This window comes from Pseudoalteromonas sp. SCSIO 43210, from assembly GCF_054133285.1.
This window is the reverse complement of record NZ_CP087225.1, coordinates 3,211,090-3,231,652: the sequence shown is the minus strand read 5'-3', so window position 1 is coordinate 3,231,652 and position 20,563 is coordinate 3,211,090. Positions and strand designations below refer to the sequence as shown.

General features: G+C 38.9%; 24 protein-coding genes. 10 read left to right on the top strand and 14 right to left on the bottom strand.

The window, feature by feature from the left end; all coding sequences use genetic code 11:
* The first annotated feature begins 38 nt into the window (after window positions 1-38).
* Window positions 39-1,217, top strand: coding sequence for an IS4 family transposase (locus LOS73_RS13845; protein ID WP_096792381.1), 1,179 nt, complete (start codon window positions 39-41; stop codon window positions 1,215-1,217).
* Window positions 1,218-1,360: 143 nt separating this feature from the next.
* On the opposite strand, the gene LOS73_RS13840 is transcribed toward LOS73_RS13845, so the two are convergent.
* From LOS73_RS13840 to LOS73_RS13825, 4 genes are all read right to left on the bottom strand, one after another.
* The gene (locus tag LOS73_RS13840; protein WP_457933854.1) at window positions 1,361-1,828 is read right to left on the bottom strand and encodes a glycine zipper 2TM domain-containing protein; all 468 of its coding nucleotides are present in this window, start codon (window positions 1,826-1,828) and stop codon (window positions 1,361-1,363) included.
* Between the two features lie 178 nt (window positions 1,829-2,006).
* Window positions 2,007-2,627: a penicillin-binding protein activator LpoB gene (lpoB, locus tag LOS73_RS13835; protein ID WP_007375407.1), complete on the bottom strand. Its 621-nt coding sequence runs from the start codon at window positions 2,625-2,627 to the stop codon at window positions 2,007-2,009.
* 11 nt (window positions 2,628-2,638) lie between these two features.
* Window positions 2,639-3,064, bottom strand: a complete 426-nt coding sequence (locus tag LOS73_RS13830; RefSeq protein ID WP_457933853.1) for a YcfL family protein — start codon at window positions 3,062-3,064, stop codon at window positions 2,639-2,641.
* Between the two features lie 8 nt (window positions 3,065-3,072).
* Window positions 3,073-4,437, bottom strand: coding sequence for a COG3014 family protein (locus LOS73_RS13825; protein ID WP_457933852.1), 1,365 nt, complete (start codon window positions 4,435-4,437; stop codon window positions 3,073-3,075).
* Window positions 4,438-4,661: 224 nt separating this feature from the next.
* On the opposite strand from LOS73_RS13825, the gene bufA2 reads away from it, so the two are divergent.
* The 4 genes from bufA2 (at window position 4,662) to LOS73_RS13805 (ending at window position 7,805) form a co-directional block, all read left to right on the top strand.
* Window positions 4,662-5,120, top strand: a complete 459-nt coding sequence (gene bufA2, locus LOS73_RS13820; protein ID WP_007375404.1) for a BufA2 family periplasmic bufferin-type metallophore — start codon at window positions 4,662-4,664, stop codon at window positions 5,118-5,120.
* A gap of 175 nt (window positions 5,121-5,295) precedes the next feature.
* The gene (gene bufB / locus LOS73_RS13815) at window positions 5,296-6,126 is read left to right on the top strand and encodes an MNIO family bufferin maturase (protein WP_007375403.1); all 831 of its coding nucleotides are present in this window, start codon (window positions 5,296-5,298) and stop codon (window positions 6,124-6,126) included.
* Complete coding sequence (locus LOS73_RS13810) at window positions 6,123-6,896, top strand: HvfC/BufC N-terminal domain-containing protein (RefSeq protein ID WP_033029499.1); 774 nt, start codon at window positions 6,123-6,125, stop codon at window positions 6,894-6,896. Before bufB ends, LOS73_RS13810 begins: the two co-directional genes overlap by 4 nt.
* Window positions 6,897-6,935: 39 nt before the next feature.
* Complete coding sequence (locus LOS73_RS13805; protein WP_008134094.1) at window positions 6,936-7,805, top strand: DMT family transporter; 870 nt, start codon at window positions 6,936-6,938, stop codon at window positions 7,803-7,805.
* Between the two features lie 2 nt (window positions 7,806-7,807).
* Here LOS73_RS13805 and LOS73_RS13800 read toward each other — a convergent pair whose 3' ends face one another.
* The 7 genes from LOS73_RS13800 to LOS73_RS13770 form a co-directional block, all read right to left on the bottom strand.
* Entirely contained in the window at window positions 7,808-8,515 is a 708-nt protein-coding gene (locus LOS73_RS13800; RefSeq protein WP_008134093.1) for a M15 family metallopeptidase, read from the bottom strand.
* Complete coding sequence (dapE, locus tag LOS73_RS13795) at window positions 8,515-9,645, bottom strand: succinyl-diaminopimelate desuccinylase (RefSeq protein WP_007375399.1); 1,131 nt, start codon at window positions 9,643-9,645, stop codon at window positions 8,515-8,517. Before dapE ends, LOS73_RS13800 begins: the two co-directional genes overlap by 1 nt.
* Entirely contained in the window at window positions 9,645-9,989 is a 345-nt protein-coding gene (locus tag LOS73_RS13790; protein WP_008134091.1) for an ArsC family reductase, read from the bottom strand. The genes dapE and LOS73_RS13790 overlap by 1 nt, the downstream gene beginning before the upstream one ends.
* Before the next feature lie 4 nt (window positions 9,990-9,993).
* Window positions 9,994-10,491, bottom strand: coding sequence for a PTS glucose transporter subunit IIA (locus LOS73_RS13785; protein ID WP_033029495.1), 498 nt, complete (start codon window positions 10,489-10,491; stop codon window positions 9,994-9,996).
* Between the two features lie 3 nt (window positions 10,492-10,494).
* Window positions 10,495-10,881: an ACT domain-containing protein gene (locus tag LOS73_RS13780; protein ID WP_033029493.1), complete on the bottom strand. Its 387-nt coding sequence runs from the start codon at window positions 10,879-10,881 to the stop codon at window positions 10,495-10,497.
* Between the two features lie 233 nt (window positions 10,882-11,114).
* Window positions 11,115-13,268, bottom strand: a complete 2,154-nt coding sequence (pta, locus tag LOS73_RS13775; protein ID WP_007375395.1) for a phosphate acetyltransferase — start codon at window positions 13,266-13,268, stop codon at window positions 11,115-11,117.
* 1 nt (window position 13,269) lies between these two features.
* Window positions 13,270-14,484: an acetate kinase gene (locus LOS73_RS13770; RefSeq protein ID WP_033039348.1), complete on the bottom strand. Its 1,215-nt coding sequence runs from the start codon at window positions 14,482-14,484 to the stop codon at window positions 13,270-13,272.
* 285 nt (window positions 14,485-14,769) lie between these two features.
* Between LOS73_RS13770 and yfbV the strand changes: the two genes are divergently transcribed.
* A complete protein-coding gene (gene yfbV / locus LOS73_RS13765; protein ID WP_033039346.1) occupies window positions 14,770-15,216 on the top strand; it encodes a terminus macrodomain insulation protein YfbV in 447 nt (148 codons plus the stop codon).
* A 38-nt stretch (window positions 15,217-15,254) separates the two neighbouring features.
* Here the strand turns inward: yfbV and LOS73_RS13760 are convergent, their stop codons facing one another.
* The 3 genes from LOS73_RS13760 to xthA are packed head-to-tail and all read right to left on the bottom strand — an operon-like array spanning window position 15,255 to window position 17,511.
* A complete protein-coding gene (locus tag LOS73_RS13760; protein WP_457933851.1) occupies window positions 15,255-16,055 on the bottom strand; it encodes a putative RNA methyltransferase in 801 nt (266 codons plus the stop codon).
* Entirely contained in the window at window positions 16,052-16,699 is a 648-nt protein-coding gene (locus LOS73_RS13755; protein WP_007375391.1) for an energy-coupling factor ABC transporter permease, read from the bottom strand. The genes LOS73_RS13760 and LOS73_RS13755 overlap by 4 nt, the downstream gene beginning before the upstream one ends.
* 5 nt (window positions 16,700-16,704) lie before the next feature.
* The gene (gene xthA, locus LOS73_RS13750) at window positions 16,705-17,511 is read right to left on the bottom strand and encodes an exodeoxyribonuclease III (protein WP_007375390.1); all 807 of its coding nucleotides are present in this window, start codon (window positions 17,509-17,511) and stop codon (window positions 16,705-16,707) included.
* A 240-nt stretch (window positions 17,512-17,751) separates the two neighbouring features.
* Here xthA and LOS73_RS13745 point away from each other — a divergent pair, with 240 nt between their 5' ends.
* The 4 genes from LOS73_RS13745 (at window position 17,752) to rluB (ending at window position 20,538) form a co-directional block, all read left to right on the top strand.
* Complete coding sequence (locus LOS73_RS13745) at window positions 17,752-18,183, top strand: exonuclease III (RefSeq protein WP_457933850.1); 432 nt, start codon at window positions 17,752-17,754, stop codon at window positions 18,181-18,183.
* Window positions 18,184-18,407: 224 nt separating this feature from the next.
* Window positions 18,408-18,929, top strand: a complete 522-nt coding sequence (locus tag LOS73_RS13740) for an EF-hand domain-containing protein (protein WP_337120265.1) — start codon at window positions 18,408-18,410, stop codon at window positions 18,927-18,929.
* Window positions 18,930-19,081: 152 nt separating this feature from the next.
* Window positions 19,082-19,672: an SMC-Scp complex subunit ScpB gene (gene scpB / locus LOS73_RS13735; RefSeq protein ID WP_457933849.1), complete on the top strand. Its 591-nt coding sequence runs from the start codon at window positions 19,082-19,084 to the stop codon at window positions 19,670-19,672.
* Window positions 19,669-20,538, top strand: coding sequence for a 23S rRNA pseudouridine(2605) synthase RluB (rluB, locus tag LOS73_RS13730; protein ID WP_002959716.1), 870 nt, complete (start codon window positions 19,669-19,671; stop codon window positions 20,536-20,538). The genes scpB and rluB overlap by 4 nt, the downstream gene beginning before the upstream one ends.
* Window positions 20,539-20,563: the final 25 nt, after the last annotated feature.

The following is a 20,563-nucleotide window of genomic DNA, read 5'->3' as shown; positions in this document are numbered from 1 at the left end:
TATGTAAATCACCACAACCCACATAAGTCACAACTGCTATGCCTGACACATCAGTTTGCCATAAGTACTTTAAACATGCATTAGCGCCATTCAATAATGCCAGAGTAAAAACATTACTAAGCTGCAGTAATGCATTAATTTCGGGCAATAAACTTACCTTAACTGAAATCGGCAGAAATTTGTCTGGCGCTGTGGATGTAAAACATAAAATAAAACGCGTTGATCGCTTCTTAAAAAATACTCACCTCTACAATGAAAGGGTCGCTATCTATAAAGCATTAGCTCATCCTATTATCGACTCTTTACCAATGCTTGCAATTGCCGTTGACTGGAGCGGTGCCTGTGGTCACGACTATCACTTACTGCGAGCAAGCTTACTTGTGGATGGGCGCTCTATCGTGATTTATAACATGATTGTTGAGCAGAAGAATTTTGATAGCCCAGCAACCAACAGCCTGTTTTTAGATGAACTTTATGAAGTACTTGGACGACATCCTAGTGTCTATATTGTAACAGACGGCGGCTTTCTTACGCCTTGGTATAGTAAAGTACGCGAACTTGGTTGGCATATGATAGGTCGATTAAGAGGCTCAATGAAGTGTAAACTAGCCATGCAATCACAATGGCATACATTAAAACAACTTAGGGCTGGTGCCAGCGATATACCAAAGGCGTTAGGTCAAGCAAGACTAACTCAGTCCAGCCCGACAGCATGCGATGCATTTTTACACGTATATCATGGAAAAAATAAAGGAAGAAAAGGAAAAAGCAGATTTACGAAAGATACAAAAATGTATCAAAACTTAGCGAAAGAGCCATGGTTACTCGCGACATCAGACAATACAATGACGAGTAAGCGAGTAGTTGGTTTATATAGCAAAAGAATGCAAATAGAGCAAAATTTCCGCGATGACAAAAGTTTGAGATATGGTTTTTCGTGGCGTTTTAGTAAAAGCACCGGCATAAATAGAATAGGAATATTATGCTTGATAGCCACAATAGCGAGCACTGCGTTATGGTTTATAGGGTGTGAAGCAGAAAAAAGAAAGTGGCATATAAAATTTCAAGCAAATAGTGTTAAGAATCGCCGAGTTCTTTCATTTTTAACCTTAGCCAAGCAAGTCATAAAGCTATGTAAGAGACGTATTACACAAAGCTATATAGAAAAAAGTTTAAAAAACTTTATTTTTAATTATCAAAAAGAGGCCGCTGGATAAAGTGGGGATCCCTCAGCCCTTCGGGCAGCGCATTTATGCTGCGTTATCGCCTATTTATGGGGAACAACCACCGTTCATAGGTTCCGCCTTGTCGAAACACCAAACATGCCGCTGCAAATTCAACCACCAAAGTTCAGCACGGCCTAATACGCTTTATCTACACGCACCGTGTTGTAGTTCAAGTAAACTAATCTTACGTTATCGCCTTTACTAAAACGCATTGATTGGTCTTGATCTTGAACAACCATAAACTGATCGCCGTTTTCAACTTGTATTAATAACTCTACAAAATGATTTTGCTGATAATGACTTTGCTGCTGCCTATTATGTGCAACACTGCCGCCAATTACCGAGCCTAATATTGTTGCTACTGTGCGGCCGCTACCGCCACCAAACTGGTTGCCTACAACACCACCGAGTAATGCACCGCCGAAGGTTTTCCAGCCGTTGTTTTTGTCTTGAATGATTTCTTGTTCGGTAATATTGCGGACCGATTTTACGTCACCAAATAAAACTTGCTGCACAGGAACTGCTTTATTGCGCTCGTATTTAGCAAACGTAGGCGCACTTATTGTAAGTAAAGCGCACATAATTACAGTAATTGCTTTCATAACTTGCTCCTTTTATACCAACCTGCATAAATCTTTGATCAATTTAACGAATTAAATTGCGCTATAACGTCGTTAAAAATTTTTTATTTAGAACCACTAGATACAAAAATCTTTGTCTAGTACTAGCGTAATTTTCTTAACGTTAAATAGACCCCATATATAAGCCGATTGGTATTAGCTACCAGCCAAAGGTTGATTTTTCTTTCGTTTTACGAATTTCAGTTTCGTCTGCCCATTCAACTAGGCCGCTTTCCATATCCATTAAACGCATCGTAAATTTATAGTATACGTCTGATTTATCGGCATTTGATTTAACTATGCTCGATAAATTTCCGTATAACATATATTGCGCGCCAATTTGTTTACCAAATGCAACGGCTGTTGCAGGGTTAACAAGGGCATCTTCGTTCTGAAACGTTAATTGCTCACGTACTGACTCAACACGAGTCATATCTACAAAACGGAACTTACCGCTGCGTAGCATTTGTGTTGAGATTGAATCGGTGATTGATTCAGTATCAATGTGTTCACTGGTTTTGTTTTTAATACGCTCAACAAATACTACAGGGCGTTTATTAGCGGTCATTGTGCCAACAACGGGTGAGCTGAGTAATGAATCGGTCATTTGGCTTGCTACTTTTTGTAAGTCGGTAGAGCCAAAATTAATATCGGTTGTTTCTACTGCTTGTGCATCGCCATAACTTACTACGGCTTTATTGGCACAGCCACTTAATACTAAAGCGCTCAAACCAACTAAAGCGTAAGTTGATGCTGTTTTAAATTTGTTACTGATGATCATGGTTGTTTCCTTTAATCTTTAAATTCTTGTGATTCGGTAGACACTTCTCTTACTGCTAAAGAAAAGGTAACTGCATCAGAGCTTGGTGCTAAGCCCGGTAATTGTGTTTTTGCAAAACCAAATAAGGTGAGTGCTTGCCAAGGTGAGTGGTTGCCTTTAATAACAAAGCCGTCTTTATCAAACCAATTAAATTGATACTGTAAATACTGTGATTTTTTATACTGACTCGAAAGTGTCACTACCACATCGGTTAACTGGTTTGTTTGACGGCTCTTTATGTCAGTTATAGTCAGCTTTTTATTTAAAGCTGGGTTATCAACACGTAATTGCTCATTAAACTGGCTTTTATTTTGTTCAACAGAAATACCGGATGTAATCGGTTTGCTGGAACATGCACTGAGCATTAAGACTGCTAATAATGGCGCTATGTATTTCATGATGGCTCCTAAAGTTGAACTACGTGGTAATTAAAGTAGTTATTAATAGAGGTTAAATAAATTAACGTTAACCCTTGCTTACTAATGGTGAAATTTATAGGCGCTTGTGTGCCTATATGCAGAGAATGCTCACCTGGATTTAGGTTTTGCCTTGCAACACTTATTTGATTTGGAAGCGTAAGCCAACTGCGTGTATCAGCTTGCTCAGATGCCAAATTATAAATATTGGCAATTATGTTACCTACATCACCGGCGCTGCGAGCAAACTCTGCACGCACTTTTTCTTTTGCCACTAACCTAAGTACTTGACGGGCTACTTTTGCAGGTATTTGATCTTCTAATGTTTTGGCTGCAAGTGCTTCAATGTGTACCAGTGGACTAAGCGTTAAGCTTTGTGCATCAATGTTTATGGTGTTAAGACGGCGCACATAGGCGTTATCTTTATATACCGGCATTGCTAGGCTATAAAAGCGTGCATCGCCACGTGATGAATAAATTGGTAAGCGCAGTTTAAATTCATCTTGTTTGGGGACTAAGCCTTGTTCAAATAAAACAATTACTTCGCCTTGCGTTGCAGAAATTGTGGGTGCATCACTAAAACGTTTTTTGAATTCACTTAAGTCTTGCGCAAACCCTTGTTTTTTAGCAAGGCGTATTACGTCCTGTTGTAAATAAATATTGTTAGGTTGTATAGCGAGTGCTTTTTTATAATCAATATAAGCATCGTCGTATTGTTTAGCACTTTGGTAAAGCAAAGCAGATAAGTAAAACGTGTAGGCATTTTGAAAGCCATTTTTTACATCTCTGGTTACATTGTTCATACTCGGGTAGTGCTGTTGCGCTTCTTTTATTGTTGAGTCTATTTCAGTTTGATTTTCTGCAAGTGCATCAACTTGTACTTTATTAGCTCTACGAATTTCTACTAAAGCGCCTTCAATATCATTTTTATATACATAGTTAAGTGCTTTATAACTATGAAGCATGCTCATTTCGTAAGCAGGTGGAACATAGGTAATGGCTGAGTCGTTAGTAAATAACGCATTACTTTGTTCAAGGCCCGCACTAACTTGTATTTTGGCGGCTTCACGTTTTTTTTGCATTTGCGTATACACATTCTCAAATTTGCTTTGTGCATCATTTGCTGTATTCGCTAAGTCGTTTAAACGAGCTTGCTCGAGTTGGTTGAGTAAGTAGCTGCTGTGCAGGGTGCTATTATTAGCAATAAGGGATTGCGCTTCTTCGATATTATTTTTCTCGATCGCATTTCTTATTGGTGTCATTTGCGTGGCATAGTCATTAAATAGGTCACTAAAACCTATTGTGCTACACCCACTTAAAATAAAACAAAAGCTTAAAGTTATACTTAGGCGCACTGCGCACTCCTCTTAATTTACCTGCATACATTAACATATTATTTTTAGCTAAATGTGTGAAATATTGTAAAAAATCGTAGAGTAAAATTGCCTGCTAATCTAGAAATATAAGATCACACTGGTGAACAAAACGTGAATTCTATTAATTTTTATCAACTACACTGAAATAGTAATTTAGCTTTTACGGTCTAGCTATTTGTTATATCACTCAGAGGAAATAAAAAATGAAAAAGTTCACAGGTGCAGCAATGGCTGTAATGGTTGCAGGTTTAGTTGGTTGTAATGCTACAGAGGCAGAAACATCACCATCAAGTTCTGTTGCAAATAATGGCGCAACAACTGATTTAGTTCATTGTTACGATGCAAATGTGTGTGGCGGTCATAACGATTGTAAAACAGCTGAAAATGCATGTGCTGGTCAAGCATCATGTAAAGGTACTGGTTTTGTAGCTATGCCTGCAAAAGCGTGTGCTGACGTTGGCGGTAAAGTAAAAGATAAATGGGTTGGCAGTGTAGCTAAAGCTGATTTAGTACATTGTAATGATGTAAATGTATGTGGCGGTCATAATGATTGTAAAACAGCTAATAACGCGTGCGCTGGACATGCATCATGTAAAGGGACTGGTTTTGTATCAATGCCAGCAAAAGCATGTGGTGACATTGGTGGTTCTGTAGGTAGCTAATACCAATTTTATTAAAAATATGATCTTTTTATCGCATTAAATAGCACACTTATTGCGTTATTTTCTTAGCGCTATAATAGATCACAAATTTAATGCAATTGGTATAAAAATTTATCGAACGCATAAAATAAGCCTGAACGATGTATTTTATTATTCAGGCTTATTAAGGAAGTTTATGACAAATCGTTTTTTAGGTTTTGGTTTAGGACTAAGAGCCCCTCATTTTGAGCAAATTATTGCAGAGAAACCAGCTGTAGATTGGTTTGAAATTATTTCAGAAAACTATTTTGTAGCCGGTGGAAAACCTTGGCATTATTTAAATAAAATCAGATCTGATTACCCCATTGTGATGCATGGTGTATCAATGTCGATTGGTAGTACAGACGCAATCAACAAAGACTATTTAAATCAGTTAAAAAACACCATTGCAAGAGTAGAGCCGCAGTGGGTGTCTGATCATTTATGCTTCACTCAAGTTGGCGGCATAAATAGCCACGATTTACTGCCAATGCCTTACACCAATGAGGCGCTTGAACATTTAGCTAATAAAATATCGCAAGTTCAGGACTACCTAGGCCGAGAGATGATTTTTGAAAATGTGTCGAGTTATTTAACATACAACGCTTCACAAATGAGTGAGTGGGAATTTTTAGCGCAATTACATAAGCAAACTGGCTGTAAGTTTTTAATGGATGTAAACAATGTTTATGTAAGTGCACGTAATCACGACTTTAACGCAATGGATTATTTATCGGCTATTCCGAGTACTGCTATTGCGCAAATTCACTTAGCAGGACATCAAGACTTTGGTACGCATATTATAGATACTCATGATGAAGATGTCCCAGATGCGGTATGGGACTTATATGCTCAGTATGCAAAAACATTAGGCCCTGTAAGTACTATGATTGAACGCGATGATAATATTGGCTCCCTTGATGATTTAATAACTGAGCTTGAGCATGCTAAAACGCTAGTGAAACCGTTTTGGGATATTAGAGCATGAGCGATTTAGCGAAGCTGCAACAACAGTTTATGGATTTACTGCAAGGTGAAAGTTCGGATATTAGCGACCAAATTGCGCAGCAAGGGCAGTTAAACACACAACAGCGACTCTCTATTTATCAAAACGCTTATAAAATTCGTTTAAGAGCTGTTGTAGAACAAGATCACGAACAGTTGGGCATTTACTTAGGTGATGATTTATTTGAGATGATGGTTGATGGTTATTTAGCTTTATATCCTTCAACTCATACGTCACTACGAATTTTTGCAGATAAATTACCTGATTACTTAGCCACCAATACTCCTTTTAACGATTACCCCATACTTGCAGATATAGCCAAATTTGAACGACTATTGCTAAGCGCGTTTGATGCAAGCGATAAAACATTACTCAATGTATCAGAGCTTGAAAGTATTGAACCACAGCAATGGCCAAATTTACTATTAAAATTACATCCAAGTGTACAGTTAGTCGCGTTTAATACGTTGGCGGTTGAAAGTTGGCAGGCAATAAAAGAAAAGCAAACACCGCCAGAACCAATAGCCTCAGAACCTCGCTTTTGGGTTATTGCACGTGATATTGACAGGCGTACACAATATTTAAGCGTTGATGAACAAGAGCATCGCTTGCTGAATCTATTAAAACAAAACACACCCTTTGCACAGTTATGCCAATCCTGTTTAAATGAGCTCCCTGGTGAGCAAATCGCTGGGTTTTTAATTACTAAAATTAATCAGTGGCTTGAACGTGGTTGGTTAATTAACGAGTAAGTTTAAACAACAATGTTTTTTTGTTGCAAAGGAATTTTTTTGAAAGCCACCATATACACAATCATTGCTTTAATTGCGTTTGCCGCAAATTCTCTTTTTTGCAGAATGGCTTTAGCCGAAGGCTATATAGATGCTTGGAACTTTACAGTTATTCGCTTACTAAGTGGTGCAGCGTGTTTGGGCATTATAATGGCTATTTATACCCATAATTTAAAACGTAAAGGCACATTTAACCCCGCTATTATAAGTGACAGAGGAAGCTGGCAAAGCAGTATTAGCCTTTTAGTTTATGCACTTTGTTTTTCGATTGCCTACGTAGAGCTCGATACAGGCACTGGCGCACTTATTTTGTTTTCCGCTGTGCAACTTACTATGATTGGCTGGGGTATTTATCAAAAAGAGCAATTAAGTGTGCTTCAGTGGTGCTCGTTTATAGTGGCGCTAGGCGGCTTTGTATATTTAATGCTGCCATCCGCTGCAGTGCCTTCACTGTTTGGTGCATCACTTATGGCACTCAGCGGTATAGCATGGGGTATTTACAGTATTCGCGGTAAAGTGTGTGTATCGCCACTGCGTACTACTGGGTTTAACTTTATAAGAAGCTTAGTGGCTATCCCTGTTTTATTACTTGTAGGTATGAGTTATTTAAAAAATATGAGTATTGAAGGGGTGTTACTTGCGTGTGCCTCGGGTGCGATAGCATCTGGGATTGGTTACAGTGTTTGGTATGTAGCTATGCCACTGCTTAAAAGTACCCAAGCTGCTGTTGTGCAGTTGTGTGTGCCGGTACTTGCAGCCATTGCCGGGGTTTTGTTTTTATCAGAGCAGGTAACAATGGAGTTTGTAGTCGCAAGCGCGTTAATTTTAGGCGCTGTGCTGGTATTTATTTTAAATAAAAAGAAGGCATAATATTATTTGAGCGAGCCTTCTTTTAGGGGTGTGCTTACGTTTGTTACAAAGCGTGTATAAATAGCAGGTAAGTTATCAAGTATTGCCTGCTTGCCCTGTAGTTCACTGTTTTTTATACATTCAAAAAGTACTTGCTCGCTAAGTTTATTCACTAATAATTGTGACTGCTTAATATGGCTTATATGCCAAAGCTCAGGTGCGACGCCACCTAAATCATGCTGGTAAGGGCGATAAAAGCCAAACTTACCCAAGTTGTCATCAAGCCAGTTACTTAAAGGTGCAAACGGCCCACCTTGCAGGTATTCATCAGGTGTTAGCTGTAGCTTATAATCATCACTTACTGCGGCTTTATCAAACACATCTAAGTCAGTCCCTAAATGATGCCTGCTTGCCCCAGGTAGTGCAGAGTAGAGCATTATAGCTATACATTTATCAATCTCGCTTAGCTTAGTTAAATCTACAATTTCTTGCTGTTTATTATAAACAGGTCGAATACCTAAAAACTTATTATTCCAAATAATTGACTGACGTTCAAAGTCGCGAAAACTTGAGGCAATAGTAAGATCAAATCCCGCTTTTTGAGCTGCACTTTGTAGTGCTAAAAAGTCGCTAGTAATAGCGCTGTGCAAGCGATGATTTTGTATATCAGTTAAATGTGTATCACTTTGCCCTGTAATACACATTATTGGTGTTGGTTGAGTGGCATCCATTATGTTAAAAGTTGCTCTAATATTTGCTCGTAAATGTTGGTAAGGGCTATTAAATCATCGGTACTTACGCATTCATCTACTTTATGAATAGTAGCGTTACGTGGCCCTAGTTCAATTACTTTAGCACCTGTTTGCGCAATAAAACGCCCGTCAGATGTGCCACCTGTGGTTTCTAGGTTTGTGGTTAAACCGGTTACCGATTTAATAGCATTGACTGTGGCATCAACAAGAGGTCCGTGCTCGGTAATAAAAGGCAAACCATTTACTATCCAACTTAATTCATAATTTAAGTTATGCTTTTGCAGTATGTCATTTACACGTTGTTGTAATTGCTCATGCGTTACTTGCGTGCTAAATCTAAAGTTAAACTGTATTTCTAGTTCACCCGGGATCACGTTACCAGCGCCTGTGCCGCCATTAATATTTGAAATTTGAAAGCTGGTAGCAGGGAAGTATTCATTTCCGTTATCCCACACCGTTTGGCTAAGTTCAGTAAGTGCAGGGGTTGCTAGATGAATTGGGTTTTGTGCTAAATGTGGGTAGGCTACATGCCCTTGTACGCCCTTAACGGTTAAAAAAGCGGTGAGTGAGCCTCTTCGACCATTTTTAACAACATCACCTAGTACATCTCTTGATGAAGGTTCTCCAACTAGGCACATATCGATTTTTTCACCGCGTGCTTCTAGCGTATCAATTACACGAGTCGTCCCGTTTACAAATGGACCTTCTTCGTCAGAAGTAATTAAAAATGAAATTGAACCTTTATGATCTGGGTGCTTAGTAACAAAACGCTCGGTTGCTACAAGCATTGCTGCAAGTGAGCCTTTCATATCGGCAGCGCCACGGCCATGTAAGAGACCGTCTTTTATTAATCCTGAAAACGGCGGATGTTGCCAATTTTTTTCAGGGCCTGTTGGCACCACATCAGTGTGACCTGCAAAACAAAAGTGCGGTGATTGTGTGCCTTTTCGAGCCCAAGTATTAAGTGTGTCGGTAAAAAATAATGACTCTATATTAAAACCAACCGCAGCAAGGCGATCGTTCATCATCTGTTGGCAGCCAGCATCTTCGGGGGTTACTGACTCTCGTTGGATTAGCGCTTGAGCGAGTGCAATTACGTCAACAGTCATTATTTAAAAATCTCATCGTATTGAACTGCTTTAAAACCTAAATGGTAGCTGCCATTGTTTACGAGTACCGGACGTTTGATCATTGCAGGTTGTTCAACTAACAGTGAAATAGCACTCTCTTTAGTTAAGCTTTGTTTTTGCTCATCAGTTAATGCACGATAAGTAGTACCACGTTTATTAACAAGCTGTTCCCAATCAAGCTTATCAGCAAAGTCACTCACCATTTGCTCATTCACGCCATCTTTACGGTAGTCGTGAAAAGTAAATTCGACATTGTTATCGGTTAAATATTTTTTAGCTTTTTTAATCGTGTCACAATTGCTAATGCCGTATAAGGTAATCATAGATTTAATTCTTCTTAATAATAGTTAATAGAGTGTCTTCACCCGCTTGTACCAGTGAGTGAGAGTAATGAAATGTACCAAGGTTGTGGCCATTTAGTAAAATTAGGCTAGCAAGCATAGGAGTATCAAGCTCTCGTAAATCAAAATAAGCAAGGCGTTGGCCTTTGATTATTTTGCTACCATTGAGCTGTGCTATATGAGTGTGTGTAATTGGTTGCGATGTTGAAATGGTTAAGTTGATTAACACTTTCAACCCATTTTTTGCTTGTAATATAAACTCCGTGCCTGCATTTTTTACCTGTAATAAAGTGCCATCAAACGGCGCTAAAATTTTATGGTTAGTTAGTTGCACTATAATACCTGGCCCAAGTGTGCCAAAGCTAAACAAAGGTTCTGGATGTTCATTTAGCTCCAGTACTTTGCCTGAAAAAGGGCTGGTAATATTAATGGCGTTACGAGGTATTTTGTTTTGCGCAATATATTCTACTTTTTGTGCTTTCATAATTTATTCAGCCACCACACTGTAGCCATCTTTTTTTAGTGCCGTAATAGCTTGAAGTGCAGTTTGCTTTTTTACAAGTATGTAATCGGTGTCGTAGGTTGAAATTGAAAATATAGATATTTTAGCACGTGCTAATACGCCCGAAATATTGGCCATTATCCCGGTTAGCGAAAAACCAAGTGGGCCAACAACTTCAAGTGCTTGCCAATTTGGCTCTGTGTCTAGGCTGTTTATTTCAAAGCTACTAGGGCATACAATTGAAAGTTCGTCGTGGGTTTTAGAAATAAAAAACAACGGGAGTTTTAACAGCGCCGCAGGTATGTCGGCATCTATATCTAAGCTATGTATAGATAAAACGGTGCTGTGTAATTGTAATGTTTGTTTTGACATTAAAAACCTGCGAAACAGCAATATCGGTAGGTTTATAGTATAGATTATTAGCTTTAAATTAAAGGTGTAACAGTAACTAACCTGATAGTAAGTGAGTTAATTCCCGAAGGTAGAAAAACTTACCCACAATTTCTGTGGATAAGTATGGGGGTTGCAGGGTATAAATAGCCTAACTAGTTAATTATTAAATAAATAATAGCTAGGCTATAAAAAGCACATGTGAGTGTTGATGTTTAATTAAGTGCTTCAGCTTGTGCTGCTTGAATGGCCGTTAGTGCAATGGTATACACAATATCATCAACTAATGCACCACGACTTAAGTCGTTAACAGGTTTGCGCATACCTTGTAGCATTGGACCAATACTTATTAAATCAGCGCTACGTTGTACTGCTTTATAGGTAGTATTGCCTGTATTTAAATCAGGGAATATAAATACAGTCGCTTTACCTGCAACAGGGCTATTAGGTGCTTTTTTAAGTGCCACGTTTTCCATAATGGCTGCGTCGTATTGAAGTGGCCCATCAATGATTAAATCAGGACGCTTTTGCTGCGCTATTTTTGTGGCTTCGCGTACTTTTTCTACATCAGCGCCCGTGCCAGACGTACCCGTACTGTAACTGATCATAGCTACACGCGGCTCTATACCAAATGCAGCAGCAGAGTCGGCAGATTGAATAGCTATATCTGCAAGTTGTTCAGCATTAGGGTCTGGGTTAATCGCACAGTCACCATAAACTAACACTTGGTCAGGCAGCAGCATAAAAAACACGGATGATACTAACGATGATCCTGGCGCTGTTTTAATTAACTGCAGTGGTGGGCGAATTGTATTGGCAGTGGTGTTTACTGCACCCGACACTAAGCCATCTACCTTACCTTGCTCAAGCATCATTGTGCCAAGTACCACGTTATCTTGCAGCTGCTCTTGCGCGACTACGGCAGTTAGACCTTTGCTTTTACGAATTTCGACCATAGGCGCAATATAATCATTAATGATGCTTTTAGGCTCAATAATACTTACGTGTTCGTTAAGCTCAATCCCTTGTTGCTCTGCAATGCGCATTATTTCTTCGCGATCGCCAAGCAATATAGTTTTAGCAATGCCGCGTTGGCCACAAATAGCAGCCGCTTTAATAGTACGAGGTTCATTGCCTTCTGGTAGCACAACTGTTTTTCCGGCTTTACGGGCTTTGTCTGTTAACAAGTAACGAAATGCTGGAGGCGATAATTTACGTGTTTTACCTACGCTTTTTGCTAACGTGTCTAACCAGTCAGAATCAATATGTTCAGCGTTATGATCTTTTACTTTTTCAATTCGTTGGTCGTCGTCGTTTGGTACTTCCATATTAAAGTTATGCAGTAATAACGAGGTGCGCCATGTATCGCCATCAGTAGCGAGTATAGGCAAGCCAGTTTGCATAGCTTGCTCACACAAGGCCATAATACGTGGCTCTGGCTCAAAGCCACCGGTGAGTAATATAGCGCCAAGCTTAGTGCCATTCATAGCTGATAAACATGCAGCTACGAGTATGTCTGAGCGATCGCCTGGTGTTACCAATAAGGCACCTGGGGTAAAGTAATTTAAAATATTTGACACTGTACGCGCACAAAAAGTAATACGACGCAGGCGACGATGCAGCATATCGCCTTCGTTTATTATCGTTGCTTTTAAATACGCGCTTAAATCTTTTACGCGAGGTGCGACGAGGTCAAAATCCCACGGAATTGCACCAAGTAACATAAACGGGTTTTTTCTAAAAATAGGTAACGACGCTAAACGATTTAATTCGTTTTCAAGTTCTTCTGGTTTGTAGGTGTCAACTAAATCGGCGCGAGCGCGGCCCTCTTCATCAAGTGGCGCATTTACTTTATTAAAAATACAGCCAAGTACGCGAGGGTGATCAATTCCACCATAGTTACCCGCTGCGATTTCAAGGCGGTCTTCTATTTGTGTAATGCTGTAATTACCGGGGGTGAGTACAAATACAATGTCGGCGCCAAGTGTTTGTGCAATTTCACGATTTACACGTCCAGCGTAAGGTTGACGACGAGTAGGGACCATACCTTCAATGATGGCTACTTCATCGTCGTTTATTTTGCTTTCAAAACGCTCAACAATTTCCTCTAGTAGGTCGTCACCTTTGCCATCGCCAATCATTTGCTCTGCGTAATCGAGTGCAAAAGGTGTAGGTGGGTTAATCGGTGAGCCTTGGGTAACTATTTGCGTTGATTTTTCAGGGCCCGTTTCACCCGAGCGGGGCTGCGCAATTGGTTTAAAAAAGTTAACTTTAACTGTTTTTTGTTCAAGAGCACGCACTAAACCAACAGAGACAGAGGTTAGACCAACACCTGTAGAGACAGGAATTAACATAATACGACGCGCCATATTAAAGCTCCTTTGCTATGTTTGCAGCATCAAGTGCAATAACCCACTCTTCATTTGTGGGCATGACAACGGCTTTACTACGTGCCAGTGAAGAGCTAATAATGCCTTCTTGGCCAAAACGAGCATTAAGATTAGCTTGTTTATCGCAATCAAGTCCTAAAAAGGCAAGCTGTGAGATTACTTTTTCACGAATAATATCAGAGTTTTCGCCAATACCGCCGGTAAAAATAATCGCATCAAGGCGTTGTAGTGGTACCATATAAGCGGCAATTTGTTTTGAAAGACGGTAGCAAAACATATCAAGCGCGAGTATTGCTTTTTTATTACCGGCAACAGCCGCTTCTTCGATTGTGCGGCAATCATTAGAAAGCTCGCTGATACCTAATAAACCACTTTTTTGATTGAGCAAGTTATCTATTTGCTGTGCAGTGTAATCGAGCTGCGTGGTTAAAAAGTTAAACAGGCCTGGATCTATATCGCCACTACGGGTGCCCATCATTAGGCCCTCTAGTGGTGTTAGGCCCATACTGGTATCTACACTATTACCATTTTTAATAGCACACACTGAACAACCATTACCTAAGTGGGCACTGATAAAGTTACTTTGCTCAATAGGTTGATTAAGTAGTTTTGCTGTTTGGCCTGCAACATAAAAGTGGCTTGTGCCATGAAACCCATAACGTCTAACGCCAAATTCTGTATATAGCTTATATGGCAGTGCATAAAGGTAAGCTACTTCATTCATCGTTTGGTGGAACGCAGTATCAAATACGGCTATTTGTGGTAAGCCTTCGAACGATGCCTGTGCAGATGCAATGCCTAACAAATTAGCATGTCCGTGAAGTGGCGCAAGTGTTGCTGCCTGTGTAATACCCGCAATGACCTTCTCGTCAATCAAAACCGATTGCGTAAAATGCTCGCCGCCGTGCACAACACGATGACCCACAGCAATAAGTTGCTCATCTAAGCTATGATCTTTTATTAGGCTTACTAACGTATCTATTGCCTCTGCATGGGCTTGACCTGCTACTAAGTTAATGACAGTTTTAGCGCCGTTGAATTTATATTTTATAGAAGGAGTTGTTGCACCTAAGCGCTCTGCTAGACCAGATATAATTTCGTGGCCCGTGTTTGCATCAATAATGGCAAATTTTAAGCTGGAGCTACCACAATTTAGTACTAAAACGTGTTGTGACTTAGGGGAGGTTGTTGGCATAAATTCATTTCCATAAACAAAATTTAGTAAGTGAACGTGAAACATTAATCGTTACACTCAGAGTGATAAATAAGGCTAAAACATTTAATTAAGCTAAACTAAAATGTAGCTGAATCAATGCGAAATATTTTACCCCAGTTATGGAATTTAGTTTAGTGTTTTGCACACTTTAACAGCAAATTTAAGCACTTTTACTGAGAAAGTAAAGGCCCTTAAAATTGTGTTACACTTTAGAAATAATCAATTTAGTATTGTGTTTTAATAGAGTCACTGTGAGGAGTCATGATGCAAAAAAGTGTGATGTCACAAGTACAAACAGGGCGGTTGTATGCAAAACAATGGCCAATGAGAAAAGAGTTAGCACCTCTATTCATCGAGTTTAAGGTTATTAAAGCTACTGATCTTGCGATCACAGTTATGCCTATTTTAGCCATGCTTACGTTATTTTTTCAGCTGAATTACCTCGGTTCAGACTTCTTACCGCAAGCTATTGCGAGTGCTTTGTTTTTTATCTCGTTACCGTTACAAGGGTTATTATGGCTAGGTAAGCGTGCGCAAACACCTTTAGAGCCAGCCATGCAAAAGTGGTATCACGAGCTTTATACAAAAATGGTTGCCAACGGTTATCAAGCGCAGTTAAGCGAAAAAAAGCCTCGTTATTTGGAGCTTGCGAGTCTACTTAAAGACATGTTTGATAAAATGGATAAAGCGTTTACGAAAGAGCAATTTTAGACGTCGTTAAACTTACGCCTAAATAACCCCAAATTTGATTATGCAGTTTTTGTAAACTGCGTAATGTAAAATGACAAGGTGACAGTATGCTCGCCTTTTTCCTTGAGTGCTTCCCAATGTTCTGGCCTGAACTTCCATGCAAATGGCGTCATCATTATTAAGTCTTTAATATCAGTAAAGCTAAGCGCTACATGCTCTGTTAAAAGAGCTTGCTCTGATTTTTGAAACCCTTTTGGCGAAGATATTTCAGTATGTTCGTTTACTTTTGAATATATATACGATTTTAGCTCTTTTAAATGACAAGGTCCTGGGCTTGCAACCACTAATGTTGCGTTTTGATTTGCAAGGCGCTCAAGCTCTTGCTCAAACAAAGGTGCAAATACGCTAACAAGTACATCAGCAAATTGGCTTTCAAAAGGCGCTTGGCTAATTGATGCCACACTAAAGTTGCAATTAGGGTAGCGCTTTGCTGCATATTTAACCGCAGATTTTGAAATGTCGACGCCGTACACAACTGCGTTTGTTTTACTTGCTATTGCTTGAGTATAAAACCCTTCACCGCATCCCAAATCAATAATAGTATTTGCACTTATATTACTGATTATGTCGCTAAGGTTTTGTTGCAAAAAGCCATAATAGCCACGCTCTAAAAATGCACGCCTAGCTTGTACCATTTCAAGCGAATCGCCTGGTTGTTTTGAGTTTTTTTGTTGCACAGGCAGTAAATTAACATAGCCCTCTTTAGCAACATCAAAGCTATGGTTGTTAGCACAACGAAGTGTTGAATCAGTTTTCAAAAGTGCGTGGTTACACAGTGGGCATTGATATTGTAGACTCATGAGTCTAGGTAGTCCTTATCGTAAAAAGTTTTTACCCAATGCGGGCGATAGGTGATCATAACTGTTATAGCCATACCGTTGAGCATTGCTTCAGGAAACCAAATTATGGCACTTAAATAAACGTAGTTATCTGCGAGTTCTTGCCAATTGTATTGCCCTATAGCTAAGTAAAATAAAGCACCTAGGCTTATTTTTATACAGGCTATAACCCCTGCAGTTATGAACGCACAAACAAATATATAAACAAAAAAATGACGAGGTAAATACTGGTAACTAATTATAAAGCCAAGGTAGCTTAGTAAAATAGGAATAAACGCACCAATAAGCAGTTGAACTGGTAACAGTTCAAGTTCAATTTGACCAAATGCAGTCAGTAGGGCTGTGGCAAGTAGGCTACTTAAAATAGTCAATCGCCAGCCTAAAATTAATGTTGCAGCTGTAACGCCTAATATGTGTAAATCGAGGCCAGTTAAAATTCCTGCTTTTATTCGCCAAAGCACTGCAAACACTAACGCACATGCAAGCACGCCAGTTTGACGGGCTGGCGTATTAAGCAATGTTTTATATGTTTTTTTATCAAAGCTTAGTAGGGCAATAATAATTACAAGGGCCCAAAGTAGCCCTTGTATTGTTATGCTGAGCATAGTAATTACTTAAATGTTGACCATATAGGGGCATGATCTGAGGGTTTTTCAATACCGCGCAGTTCGTAATCAATACCAGTATCTATACAGCGTGCTGCAAGCTCATTAGTTGCAAGTACTACATCTATTCGAAGTCCTCGGTTATCTACAAACCCCTTAGAGCGATAGTCAAACCATGAGTATTGATCGTCTGTTTCTGGGTTTTGTTCTCTAAAGGTGTCTTTAAAGCCCCAATTAAGTAATGTTGCAAGCCATTCACGCTCTACCGGTTGGAAAGAACATTTACCCGTTTTTAACCAACGTTTAGCATTTACTTCACCAATACCAATATCTAAATCGGTAGGTGATATGTTGATATCGCCCATAACAATTATATCTTGATCGGGTGTATGGTTTGTTTCAAGGTGAGTCATCAAGTCAATATAGAACTGGCGTTTATAAGGGAATTTAGTTTCGTGATTGATATTATCGCCTTGCGGGAAATAACCATTCATTACGGTTAAATCACGACCGTTTTCTTGCTCTACAGTAACGCTTATCATGCGTTTTTGCGATTCCTCTGTATCGGTAGCAAATCCTTTTAAGACCGATTTAGGCTCTTTCTTGCATAACATAGCCACACCATAATGTGCCTTTTGACCATGGTAATAAACGTGGTACCCCATTTTTTGCACATCTTCTAGTGGGAACGCCTCATCATGAACCTTAATCTCTTGCAGTCCAATCACGTCTGGTTGATGTTTATCGATAATTGCTTGTAATTGATGAAGACGAGCACGCAGACCATTGATATTGAAAGAAATCACTTTCATTGAATTTACCTTAAAATTGGTTCTATTTAATGCACTAAATTGTATCAGTATTTACGCGTACATAACATGACTGAAATGGATAAAATCGCTGCATAATTGTTGACCAAATGGTGTTTAAAGTTTAAACATTGTTAATGCTATATTAATTTGTTAAATAAATAAAAAATTCAATTGATATCTAAAAAGTAGGTTATATAATGCGCGAAATTACTCAATAAGCTCGTTCAAATAGGATCTCACATGAAAACACAACTAATTTTAGCTGCAGCACTTTTAGCATCAACTACGGTCTCGGCACAAAGTAATTCGTATTTTAGTAAAGATAATAAAATAGAATCTAAATTGTGTGTATTAAGTGCCAATAAAGGCTTTTCTGCCGCTCGTAAAGAAGCAGCCCAGCATGGTGTGTTTTTATCACGCTTTTCACAAAGTATTTTGTGTAATGGCGAAGATATTCGTGATATTGCTAAAAAAGGAACAACTACTGAAGTGATTAAAACTAAAGTTGAAGTGTTTGCTAAAGACACTCAACAAGAAACACAACTGTGTATGACTGCTTTAAAACAAGGTCTAGCGCCAGTTCGTCAAAAAATCGGTAATTTAAACTCTCTAAAGTGTAATGGTCAAAAAGTAACTGATTTTGTAAAACGTTATCAAAATGCGGCTATTTAATAACACAAAGATTTGAAAAGCATGCCCAGTATATTTATATATACTGGGCTTTTTTTTTGCAAAAATTACAAAGCACTTTGCAAAGTTTTCAGATATAACTTATTGAAATTGTTTGTTAAATGCTCTATTTATTTGTAACTATTTGATTTTAATTAGTTAACTAACATTGGCATCCGAATTGTATTAGCTAAAGTGACATTTATTTAATTACAAGGACACGTCTTATGAAAAAGTTAACATTAGCAACAACAATTTTAGCATCTTTGAGCCTCGCGGCTTGTTCTTCAAATCAAGGCCTTGAGAAAATAGACAGTGATTTTGCAAGCCTGGACAACGACAGCGATGGCTACATTTCAAAAGTCGAAGCGGATGATGATAGCATCTGGGAGCATTTTTCGAATATTGATACCAATATGGATAATGAAATTAGCCGTAAAGAATTTAACGCCTACATGCAGCTTAATGCAGGTAAAGTGGCGACTGATAGTGACGTAAGTGAATCAGCGTTTAAAGCTGAAATAGCTAAGTTTGATAAAATTGAGAGTAGTTTTTCAAGTTTAGATAATGATAGCAACGGTTATATTTCGATTGCTGAAGGCAACGATGATGATATTTCAAATCATTTTGGTTATATGGATGAAAACCAAGATAAGCGCATCAGTAAAAGCGAGTTTATGGGTTACATTAAAAAATACGGTAACGCAGTAGCTGAAGATGATGCATTAGAAGCCATTAAACATAGCTAATATTTGTTGTTTTAAAGAGTAAATTATAAGCCAGTGATAATCACTGGCTTTTTTTGTGTTTAAAATCTAGTTATTTAGTAGATATATTTTCCTAGTTTGGTGTTGTTCTGTCATAATAGATGGCTGTGTATTTTTATTTGTTAAGAGTGTGTATGGCGGGTCGGCGAATTAGTGATGAACAACTAGTTGAGATCATTGAAGCAGCTATTTTTGTTGCAGATAAGCCTTTTAGTAAGCGCCACCTTAAAGACGTAGTATTAATAGATTTAGCTATTTCTATGGCGCGAATAAACGACGCAATAGATACTATACAAGAACATTTTCAAACTCGTGGTATTCGTCTAGTCGAAGTTGGCAGTGGTTATCGCTTTCAGGCATGTAGTAGTTTAAGCCCTTGGTTAAATAATTTGTGGCAAGAACGTGCGCCTAAGTATTCACGTGCTTTACTGGAAACATTATCGCTTATTGCATACAGGCAGCCCATTACACGTGGCGAAATTGAGCAAGTAAGGGGAGTTACTACGGGTTCGAATATTATAAAAACCTTACTCGAAAGAGAGTGGGTTAAAGTGGTAGGGCATAAAGAGGTTCCGGGTAAACCGGCTTTATATGCAACTACAAAACAATTTTTAGATTATTTTTCGTTAACAGGTTTAGATAATTTACCAGCACTGCCAACAGAGCAGCAAAGTAAAATTAACCAGTTATTAAGTGATCCTTCTGTGAGAGAACCATCCGAATGAGTATACAAGGTGAAAAGTTACAAAAAGTCCTAGCCCGTGCAGGCGTAGGCTCGCGCCGTGAAATGGAAAAATACATTGATGCAAACCGCGTTAGTGTAAACGGTAAAGTGGCAAAGTTAGGCGACCGTGTTGAGGAAACAGACTTAATTCGTGTTGACGGACACACTGTGAAAATTGAAGAAAAAGCAGATAGAATTTGTCGTGTAATTATGTATAACAAACCAGAAGGTGAGCTAAGTACACGTAAAGATCCAGAAGGGCGTCGTACTGTATTTGACCGACTTCCTCGTATTGATGGCGATCGTTGGATTGCAGTAGGCCGCTTAGACGTTAATACATCAGGTTTGATGCTGTTTACTAATGATGGTGAGCTAGCAAACCGTTTAATGCACCCAAGTTATGAAGTAGAACGTGAATACTCTGCACGTGTATTTGGTGAAGTAACCAACGAAACGGTTAAAAACCTACTACGTGGTGTTGAGCTTGAAGATGGCCCAGCCAAATTCACGACTGTAACCCCAATGGGTGGCGAAGGTGTTAACCGATGGTTTAACGTAACGTTAAATGAAGGGCGTAACCGCGAAGTCCGCCGTTTATGGCAATCTCAAGATGCGGAAGTATCTCGTCTTATTCGTATTCGTTACGGTAAATTGGAGCTAGATAAGCGCGTACCGCAAGGTGGTTGGATGGAGTATGATCTAGAAACGGTAAACTATTTACGTAAAACCGTTAAATTAGGTCGGGAGACGCAGACTAAGCTTTCTGTTATGCCAGAAAAGCGCAAAGATAAACGCGCTAAAATCAACCAAATCCGTAAAGCAGTTAAAAAACACAATCAACGTGTTAAGCCGACTAAACGTAAATAGTCAATTAGTTATTTATTTAACACAA

What these genes read in the sequence shown, in the direction of transcription:
- LOS73_RS13845 (WP_096792381.1), top strand. Translation starts at nt 39, where the DNA reads ATGCCTGACACATCAGTTTGCCATAAGTACTTTAAACATGCATTAGCG.
- LOS73_RS13840 (WP_457933854.1), bottom strand. Translation starts at nt 1,828, where the DNA reads ATGAAAGCAATTACTGTAATTATGTGCGCTTTACTTACAATAAGTGCG.
- lpoB (WP_007375407.1), bottom strand. Translation starts at nt 2,627, where the DNA reads ATGATCATCAGTAACAAATTTAAAACAGCATCAACTTACGCTTTAGTT.
- LOS73_RS13830 (WP_457933853.1), bottom strand. Translation starts at nt 3,064, where the DNA reads ATGAAATACATAGCGCCATTATTAGCAGTCTTAATGCTCAGTGCATGT.
- bufA2 (WP_007375404.1), top strand. Translation starts at nt 4,662, where the DNA reads ATGAAAAAGTTCACAGGTGCAGCAATGGCTGTAATGGTTGCAGGTTTA.
- bufB (WP_007375403.1), top strand. Translation starts at nt 5,296, where the DNA reads ATGACAAATCGTTTTTTAGGTTTTGGTTTAGGACTAAGAGCCCCTCAT.
- LOS73_RS13810 (WP_033029499.1), top strand. Translation starts at nt 6,123, where the DNA reads ATGAGCGATTTAGCGAAGCTGCAACAACAGTTTATGGATTTACTGCAA.
- LOS73_RS13800 (WP_008134093.1), bottom strand. Translation starts at nt 8,515, where the DNA reads ATGGATGCCACTCAACCAACACCAATAATGTGTATTACAGGGCAAAGT.
- dapE (WP_007375399.1), bottom strand. Translation starts at nt 9,645, where the DNA reads ATGACTGTTGACGTAATTGCACTCGCTCAAGCGCTAATCCAACGAGAG.
- LOS73_RS13790 (WP_008134091.1), bottom strand. Translation starts at nt 9,989, where the DNA reads ATGATTACCTTATACGGCATTAGCAATTGTGACACGATTAAAAAAGCT.
- LOS73_RS13785 (WP_033029495.1), bottom strand. Translation starts at nt 10,491, where the DNA reads ATGAAAGCACAAAAAGTAGAATATATTGCGCAAAACAAAATACCTCGT.
- LOS73_RS13780 (WP_033029493.1), bottom strand. Translation starts at nt 10,881, where the DNA reads ATGTCAAAACAAACATTACAATTACACAGCACCGTTTTATCTATACAT.
- pta (WP_007375395.1), bottom strand. Translation starts at nt 13,268, where the DNA reads ATGGCGCGTCGTATTATGTTAATTCCTGTCTCTACAGGTGTTGGTCTA.
- LOS73_RS13770 (WP_033039348.1), bottom strand. Translation starts at nt 14,484, where the DNA reads ATGCCAACAACCTCCCCTAAGTCACAACACGTTTTAGTACTAAATTGT.
- yfbV (WP_033039346.1), top strand. Translation starts at nt 14,770, where the DNA reads ATGCAAAAAAGTGTGATGTCACAAGTACAAACAGGGCGGTTGTATGCA.
- LOS73_RS13760 (WP_457933851.1), bottom strand. Translation starts at nt 16,055, where the DNA reads ATGAGTCTACAATATCAATGCCCACTGTGTAACCACGCACTTTTGAAA.
- LOS73_RS13755 (WP_007375391.1), bottom strand. Translation starts at nt 16,699, where the DNA reads ATGCTCAGCATAACAATACAAGGGCTACTTTGGGCCCTTGTAATTATT.
- xthA (WP_007375390.1), bottom strand. Translation starts at nt 17,511, where the DNA reads ATGAAAGTGATTTCTTTCAATATCAATGGTCTGCGTGCTCGTCTTCAT.
- LOS73_RS13745 (WP_457933850.1), top strand. Translation starts at nt 17,752, where the DNA reads ATGAAAACACAACTAATTTTAGCTGCAGCACTTTTAGCATCAACTACG.
- LOS73_RS13740 (WP_337120265.1), top strand. Translation starts at nt 18,408, where the DNA reads ATGAAAAAGTTAACATTAGCAACAACAATTTTAGCATCTTTGAGCCTC.
- scpB (WP_457933849.1), top strand. Translation starts at nt 19,082, where the DNA reads ATGGCGGGTCGGCGAATTAGTGATGAACAACTAGTTGAGATCATTGAA.
- rluB (WP_002959716.1), top strand. Translation starts at nt 19,669, where the DNA reads ATGAGTATACAAGGTGAAAAGTTACAAAAAGTCCTAGCCCGTGCAGGC.